This window comes from Enterococcus sp. DIV1537a (assembly GCF_051712085.1).
In the GTDB taxonomy this organism is placed as follows: Bacteria; Bacillota; Bacilli; order Lactobacillales; family Enterococcaceae; genus Enterococcus; species Enterococcus faecalis.
On sequence record NZ_JBIOOE010000001.1, the window covers coordinates 2,382,304 to 2,390,000 of the forward strand.

Annotated in this window: 10 protein-coding genes (1 of these 10 running past the window's edge); all 10 read right to left on the reverse strand. The window is 38.2% G+C overall.

Annotation, left to right across the window (positions count from 1 at the left end; translation table 11 throughout):
• Positions 1-11: 11 nt before the first annotated feature.
• On the reverse strand, positions 12-749 hold the full coding sequence (gene fabG / locus IGJ41_RS11730; protein WP_104855692.1) for a 3-oxoacyl-[acyl-carrier-protein] reductase: 738 nt from the start codon (positions 747-749) through the stop codon (positions 12-14).
• Positions 750-752: 3 nt separating this feature from the next.
• Positions 753-1,682, reverse strand: coding sequence for an ACP S-malonyltransferase (gene fabD / locus IGJ41_RS11735; RefSeq protein WP_002356280.1), 930 nt, complete (start codon positions 1,680-1,682; stop codon positions 753-755).
• Between the two features lie 32 nt (positions 1,683-1,714).
• Complete coding sequence (fabK, locus tag IGJ41_RS11740; RefSeq protein ID WP_002356279.1) at positions 1,715-2,671, reverse strand: enoyl-[acyl-carrier-protein] reductase FabK; 957 nt, start codon at positions 2,669-2,671, stop codon at positions 1,715-1,717.
• A gap of 136 nt (positions 2,672-2,807) precedes the next feature.
• Positions 2,808-3,035, reverse strand: coding sequence for an acyl carrier protein (locus IGJ41_RS11745; protein WP_002356278.1), 228 nt, complete (start codon positions 3,033-3,035; stop codon positions 2,808-2,810).
• Between the two features lie 52 nt (positions 3,036-3,087).
• The gene (locus IGJ41_RS11750) at positions 3,088-4,053 is read right to left on the reverse strand and encodes a beta-ketoacyl-ACP synthase III (RefSeq protein WP_002359378.1); all 966 of its coding nucleotides are present in this window, start codon (positions 4,051-4,053) and stop codon (positions 3,088-3,090) included.
• A 15-nt stretch (positions 4,054-4,068) separates the two neighbouring features.
• The gene (fabT, locus tag IGJ41_RS11755) at positions 4,069-4,509 is read right to left on the reverse strand and encodes a fatty acid biosynthesis transcriptional regulator FabT (RefSeq protein WP_002362455.1); all 441 of its coding nucleotides are present in this window, start codon (positions 4,507-4,509) and stop codon (positions 4,069-4,071) included.
• A 389-nt stretch (positions 4,510-4,898) separates the two neighbouring features.
• Positions 4,899-5,129, reverse strand: a complete 231-nt coding sequence (locus tag IGJ41_RS11760; protein ID WP_002379802.1) for a YkuJ family protein — start codon at positions 5,127-5,129, stop codon at positions 4,899-4,901.
• Between the two features lie 100 nt (positions 5,130-5,229).
• Complete coding sequence (locus IGJ41_RS11765; RefSeq protein ID WP_002381378.1) at positions 5,230-6,120, reverse strand: NAD(P)-dependent oxidoreductase; 891 nt, start codon at positions 6,118-6,120, stop codon at positions 5,230-5,232.
• A 72-nt stretch (positions 6,121-6,192) separates the two neighbouring features.
• Positions 6,193-7,416: a cell wall glycolipid biosynthesis glucosyltransferase BgsB gene (gene bgsB / locus IGJ41_RS11770; RefSeq protein ID WP_002389260.1), complete on the reverse strand. Its 1,224-nt coding sequence runs from the start codon at positions 7,414-7,416 to the stop codon at positions 6,193-6,195.
• A gap of 46 nt (positions 7,417-7,462) precedes the next feature.
• Positions 7,463-7,697 carry the 3' end of a cell wall glycolipid biosynthesis glucosyltransferase BgsA gene (gene bgsA / locus IGJ41_RS11775; protein ID WP_002381377.1) on the reverse strand. 770 nt of this gene lie beyond the right edge of the window, so only the last 235 of its 1,005 coding nucleotides appear in the window; its start codon lies off the right edge, out of view — the gene reads right to left on this strand; its stop codon occupies positions 7,463-7,465.

Sequence of the window (7,697 nt, forward strand, 5' to 3'; positions counted from 1 at the left end):
ACTCCTTTCGTTTATCCGTGCATGACTAAGCCGCCATCAACATTCACGACTTGCCCAGTAATATAGGGACTTTTAGCTAAGAATATCGCTGTAGCTGCGACATCTTCGACTTGCCCAAACGTTTGTAAGGGAATTTGCGCATTCATTTGTGTTTTAACTTTTTCCGATAAAACATCCGTCATTTCTGTTTGGATAAACCCCGGTGCAATCGCATTGCAGGTAATACCGCGCGGCGCAACTTCTCGTGCCACCGATTTAGTAAAACCAACGACACCGGCTTTACTCGCAGCGTAGTTTGCTTGACCAACATTTCCCATTAAACCAGAAACGCTAGCCATATTAATAATCCGACCATTTCGTTGTTTCATCATACGTTTAACCGCTTGCTGGGTCATGTTAAAAGTTCCTACCAAGTTAATATCTAAACAGGCATTAAAATCCTCTTTTGTCATTCGTAATAATAATTTATCATTCGTAATCCCAGCGTTATTCACCAGAATATCAATCGAGCCTAATTGGTCAACGGTTGCTTGAATCATCTCACCCGCTGCATCAAAATCGGAAATATCTCCAGAAAGGCCAATACATTTTACCCCAAAGGCTTCAATTTCTTGTCGTTGTTCTGGCGTAATCTCACTCCGACCGTTTAAAACAATATTGGCGCCCTCTTTCGCAAAAGCCAACGCAACTGCTTTGCCAATCCCACGAGTGCTTCCAGTAATAAATACGTTTTTTCCTGTTAATTCCATTTTTTACCTCCCAGTAAGTGCTGTTAACGTTTCTGTTAATGTTGCAACATCTTCCACACGGTGCATTTCAATTGTTTTGTCAATTTTTTTAACAAAACCAGTTAATGTTTTCCCTGGACCAACTTCAATCATCGTTCCCACGTTCATAGCCTTCATCGTTTCGATACTGTCTTCAAAACGTACCGCAGACATGACTTGCTTTTCCAATAACGCTTGAATTGCCTCTTGGGGCATAATTTCGGCAGTCGTATTACTAATGACAGGAATTTGCATCGTTTGAAAGTTCAATTTTGCTAAATCCTGAGCCAATTTTTTTGATGCTGGTTGTAACAGCGCCGTATGGAAAGGGCCACTCACATTTAACGGAATCATTCGCTTCACACCAGCTTCTTTGAGAAGTGTCATCGCTTGATCAACAGCAGCAACCTCACCACCAATCACGATTTGTTGTGGTGTATTATAATTTGCTGGAGCCACAATTCCGAAAGCACTGGCTTCTTGGCAGGCTTTCTCAATTACTTCACGCTCAGCATTCATGACAGCAACCATTTTGCCAGTTCCTTGTGGTGCTGCTTCTGTCATGTACTGACCGCGCTTTTGGACCAAGGCCACTGCTTCTGAAAAGCGCAAAGCCCCGCTGGCAACCAAAGCGCTATATTCCCCTAAGCTTAAACCCGCTACGACATCAGGCGTTAGTCCTTTTTGTTGCAAAAGACGGTAAAATGCGACACTGACTGTTAAAATAGCAGGTTGCGTATATTCTGTTTCATTTAAACGTTCATTTTCAGTAAAACAAAGTTCTGCCATCTCATAACCTAAGATATGACTTGCTTCATCGAAAGTTTCCCGAACAATCGCTTCTTGGTGATATAATTCTTCACCCATCCCTTGATACTGGGCTCCTTGTCCACTAAATAAAATCGCTGTTTTCATACGACACCTCATTTTTTGTTAAAATTATTCACTTAGCCCCAACGCTGATTCATCTTATGTACAATCGCTTTGCATTCAGACATGAGTGAATCAATGATTTCTTGGGCTGTTTCTTCTTTTTTTATTAACCCGGCAATTTGTCCCGCCATGACGGAACCGTAATCCATATCCCCGTCAACGACAGCTTTGCGCAAAGCGCCTTGACCAATCTTTTCAAACATTTCTAAATCAGGTACTTCTTTTTGAAGTTCTTGCTTTTCTAATTGATTATATTGAGCAGTTAATTTATTTTTTAAAGTACGCACTGGATGGCCAAAATGTTGACAGGTAATTACTGCATCTAAATCACGTGCCTTTAAAACTTTCTGTTTATAATCTGGATGAACGTTGCATTCTTTGGCAATTAAAAAACGTGTGCCTAACTGGACTGCTTCAGCACCTAACATAAAGGCCGCAGCCATACCACGACCATCACCAATCCCACCTGCTGCAATCACAGGAATTGACACAGCATCAACGATTTGCGGTAAGCCACTCATAGTGGTTAACTTGCCAATATGTCCACCAGCTTCCATTCCTTCAAAAATGACAGCATCGGCACCAATTTTTTCCATTCTTTTTGCTAAAGCAACAGAAGGAACTACTGGGATTACTTTAATGTTATGTTCTTTAAAACGAGCCATGTATTTGGCTGGATTGCCTGCACCTGTCGTTACGACAGGAACCTGTTCTTCACAAACCAAATCGACAATTTCATCGGCAAAAGGTGAAAGTAACATAATATTGACACCAAAGGGTTGCTCCGTTAATTCTTTAACTTTTTTAATTTCTTTTTTTACGACTTCTTTTGGGGCATTGCCGCCAGCAATAATCCCTAATCCACCAGCGTTTGACACGGCACTTGCTAATGAAGCATCGGCTACCCAAGCCATACCGCCTTGAAAAATGGGATAATTGATTCCAAGCAACTCACATAACTGTTGATTCATTGATTTTATACGTCCTTTAGTTCTAAGATAAGTACACTTCATTCAAGTAAAAAAGGATTTTTCCGGCTTATTTACTTGTTTTTTTAGGGACTGGGTCATTTAGCAATTAAATGTCCCAGCCCCCTATTTTCATGTATTAGTTTGCTTGTTGTTTTTCTACATATGTTACTAAATCTTGAACGGTTTGGATGCCATCTTCTGTTTCGATTTTCACATCAAATTCATCTTCGATTTCGTTAATGATTTGGAATAAATCTAAGCTATCCGCGTCTAATTCTTCTTGAATGTTTGTAGTTAATTGTACCTCTTCAGCATCTTTTCCTAATTCTTCTACGATAATTGCTTGAATTTTTTCAAATACCATGTGTATATTCCTCCAAAATAGTCATTTTCTTCATTTATATGTGAACAGTTTTTTACAGCGTTAGGAGCAGTGAGCCCCATGTTAAGCCGCCGCCAAATCCTGTTAGCACCACGCGTTGTTGGGAACCTAAAATTAAGGTCCCATTTTCAACTGCTTCATCCAACAAAATAGGAATGCTAGCAGCTGAGGTATTGCCATATTTATCCATATTCGTTAAAAACTTCTCGCGGGAAATCTTCGTCTTACGTGCAATTTTATCGATAATGCGCACATTTGCTTGATGTAGTAGAAGATAATCCACGGTTTCGTCCGTCACGAGTGATAAAATATTTTGTGAAACATCTTTAATCGCAAAATCAAAAATACTACGTCCTTCCATCTGTAGCGTCTTACTAGCCTGCTCATGCCCCTGATAAAAAGGACTTTCGTTGATCGTGTAGCCTGACGTTAAAGCCGCCCACCGTTGTCCATCTGCTTGTAATTTTTCATTTAGAAAATGCGGTGTCTCAGCCGCTTCAATCAAGACGCCGGCAGCCCCATCACCGAAAAGCACCGCTGTGGAGCGATCGGTCCAATCCAACATTTTGGAAAATGTTTCGCCACCAATTACTAGACCTGTTTGATAACGACCACTTAAGACTAGTTTTTCTGCCATGCTTAAGGCATAGACAAAACCAGAACACGCTGCACTGATGTCAAAAGCAAAAGCCTCAGTAGCGCCAATTGCGCCTTGCACTTGGCAAGCAACAGAAGGCATATTGAAATCTGGTGTCACTGTTGCGACTAAAATAAAGTCAATCTCACTTGCTTGCTTTCCAGATTTTTCCAATAACTGTTTTGCGACTTGATGACATAAATCAGACGTATTTTCTTGCGTAACAATGCGACGTTCACTAATGCCTGTTCGCGAATGTATCCATTCATCAGAGGTATCCATCATTTCACTCAGTTGGTGATTCGTGACACAATTCTCTGGAACATAACGGCTTGTACAACTAATTCGTGCATAATTCTTCATGGGGATCCTCACTTTTTATTTGTATTCTTGCAAGAAATCATGAAGATTTTTTAGTGCTCTTAACAGCGCTTGTTCTTCTTCTTGCTCCATGCCTTTCAAAATGTTTTTAACCATTTCACGATGAAAATGCTGATGGACTCTAAAAAGTAATTTTCCCTTTTTGGTTAAGCCAAGCTTTACTACACGTCGATCATCTTCACTACGCAAACGTTCAACATAGCCTTTTTTAACTAAGTTGTTAATCGCTACAGTAAGTGTTCCGACGGTAATTGACAGTTCCTTGGCTACTTCTGAAGACGTTTTTTTCTTGTACATACCAATTGCTTCGATTGTGTGCATCTCCGTAATGGATAAATCATTAAATTGTGATTTTTTCAATTCAGATTCTTCAATCGTTAAGATGTCATTAAAGACACTGACTAAGTAATCGTTGACTGTTTCTAAATTAGGTTCCATTCTGTGCACCATCCATATACTTTGATTATCAAAACATTTGATGTTCAAACTATATCGTAAATAAGCAAAGAATGCAAGAGAATTTTCTATATTTTTAATGAAATATTCTTCAAATATTTCAAAAAAGGCGCATTTTCAAGGGACGAGGCTTTTAAAAAAAGGATCAATTACTTTGATACCCAAACTATTTTCACAGAAAAAGGAAAGAAGTGCAACTAAAAAGCATCACTGGCACTCCCCTGATTGAGAAGTGCCAGTGATTTTTGTTATATAATTCTTAAACTCCCACTAAGCTATTGCTACAACTTGACTGGATAATACGAGAAGAGAGTGAACCAGAAGCTTTGGTGCTTCTACTCCACTCCCTTATTAAAATGTAGGACGATTAATTATTGAATTAAGTCGTAAATTTCCATTGCTACAATATCGATGTTATCGAATTGATAGCTTTGGTGCGTATCAGATTCTGTTAATTCAAATGTTTCTGTTGATTTATCAAAACTTACAATACATTTCTCTACGCCTTCACGTTCAAAGCGGCGTACTTGTACTTCATTATCTGCTGCTTCGATCATTGCTTCCAGTCTCTTAATAATCGCCACAAGTTGTGAATGTTTCATCAGTGGGCCTCCTTTTGCAAACTAGTTCTGTACCATTGTAACAAAACATTGCCTAACTTGCATGATTTTTCGTCATTTTTTTTGATTTTTTTGTTGTTCTTTAATTTTTATTCGTTGGTTGCTTGCCATCTGTCCACCAAAGCTTAATTAAGGCCTGTGTGCCATCATTTTCAAACCCTTTATCTGCAAGGCTTTCATATAATTCTGTCGCTTTTTGCGTCGCTGGCAATGGAAGGTCAAGTTTTTTTGCTTCATCTAACGCAATCTTTAAATCTTTGATAAAATGTTTAACAAAAAAGCCTGGCGTATAATCTTCTTTTAAAATACGCGGACCATAATTACTTAATGACCAGTTCGCAGCACTACCACCACCGACTGTTTCCAGAACTTTTTCTAAAGTTAATCCTGTCGCATTTGCATAAACGAGCATTTCAGTCAACCCGGTCATTGTGCCTGCAATCATTAACTGATTCGCCATCTTAGTATGTTGCCCTTTTCCAGCTGAGCCGTGTAGCATAAACGTTTTACCAAATGTTTTGAAAATTGGTAAGACGGTCTCATAACTTTCTTGATCGCCACCAACCATAATTGTTAAAGTACCATTTTTAGCACCTAAGTCACCACCAGAAACTGGCGCATCCAACGCATGAGCACCCCCTTCTGCTGCTTTTTTGGCAATCTTTTCAGCCAAGGTCGGCGTACTTGTGGTTAAATCTACTACTATTTTACCTGTAAGATCTGCTTGAAAAATCCCTGTTTCATTAAAATACACGCCTTCAACATCTGAAGGAAAGCCAACCATTGTAAAAATGATATCACTCGCTTCCGCAATTGCTTTTGGCGTATCATACCAAACTGCTCCTTCAGCAACTAAATCATCTGTTTTACTTTTTGTTCGATTGTAAACATTGACAGATAAATTGTTTTTCATCATGTTACGAATAATTGATTTCCCCATGACACCCGTTCCAATAAAGCCGATTTTAGACATAGTAGCTTCCTCCGTTCTTAAAATAAAAAACTTTCCACCTTCAGTATAAACGAAGGAGGAAAGTTTTGCAGTTTATTTTCTTAAAGATGTAAATTTTACTTTAATTTTTTTAATTGAGTCCGCATTTTCTTTTTCCATTTGAAGTTGATCAAAGTAAATCAATGTGTCTTGATAAAATTCAATCATTTTGTTGCCAAAGTTTGTAGAAGAAATTTCAAATAATTTTTCATCTAAAATAGTTTGGTCCATTTTAATATTTGCTTGTATATAGTCAATCAATGTTGGGGCAAAATCACTGTCTGTCTTAAAAGTTTTGCCTAAGCTTTCATGATCAAATAAATTATTTAAATAGGCGTTCCCTTCTGCAACACATTGAACGCCAGCAGCCATCGCTTCTGTATAAGTTAAGCCTTGTGTTTCTGACGTTGAGGCGCTGACAAAATAGTCAGCAGCTTTATAATAAATGGCGACTTCTTCATTTGGCACTTCACCCGTAAATTGAACGTATTCACTGACTTCTAGTTCTTCTGCTAATTCTTTTAAATCCTCTAGATAGGGACCATTTCCAACTATTACTAAACGAGTTTGTGGTAATTTTTCAATAATTTGTGGTAACCCTTGAATAATTGCTTGAATATTTTTTTCATAAGAAATTCGACTTAACGATAACAACATAATCTGTTGCTCTTCAATACCTAGTTGTTGACGCATTCCAGCGATCATTTCTTCAGTAATATCGGGACGTAAAAACTTATCAATTTCGATCCCTGTTGGAATAATTCTCATTGGTGCGGTCACTCCATAATCCCGTAATTTTTCAATTACACGTTCACTGGGACAAACAACACCTGTCGTATGATTTGTAAACACTCTTGAAAAGAATTTAACATGTGATGGACGGACAACTTTTCCTTTAGCAATATAATGTAAGTAATCTTCATACATTGTATGATACGTATGGATGACAGGGATTTTCATTTTTTTCCCAACCATTTTCCCTAAAATACCCGCACCAAATTCAGTATGTGTATGAATTAAATCTAATTCCAACTCTTTGGCAATTAAATAGGCGTACCACATGCCGCGAACCACTACTCGGCGATCTTTAAAAGACACGAATGGCACACTAGGCATTCGTATGACATCTTCTTCAAAATCAGTCGCGTTAGGATCGGTTGTCGTAAAAATATACACTTCATGGCCGTGCTTTTCTAATTCATCTTTTAAGGTCTTAATAGAAGTCGCTACCCCACTCACTTGCGGGAAATACGTATCAGTAAAAAAACCAATTTTCACTCTCATTACCTCCATTTCATCTAACAATAACTGCCTTCAATATTTGTTAAGATAAGACTGTTTCGTAGACTTCTTTTAACTCGTAACCAATTTGCTTGATACTTCTTTGCTCTGCTACTTGATAGCCTGCTTCTCTAGTGCTAGGTATTTCCCCTTCTAATAAGCCTTCAATATATTTTTTAAATTCTTCAATAGAATGACCCATATAACAATTTTCATTAGCTACTAGCCAGCCTTGATAAACTGGAATATCACGCACTAAAACTTGTTGCTGACTAGCT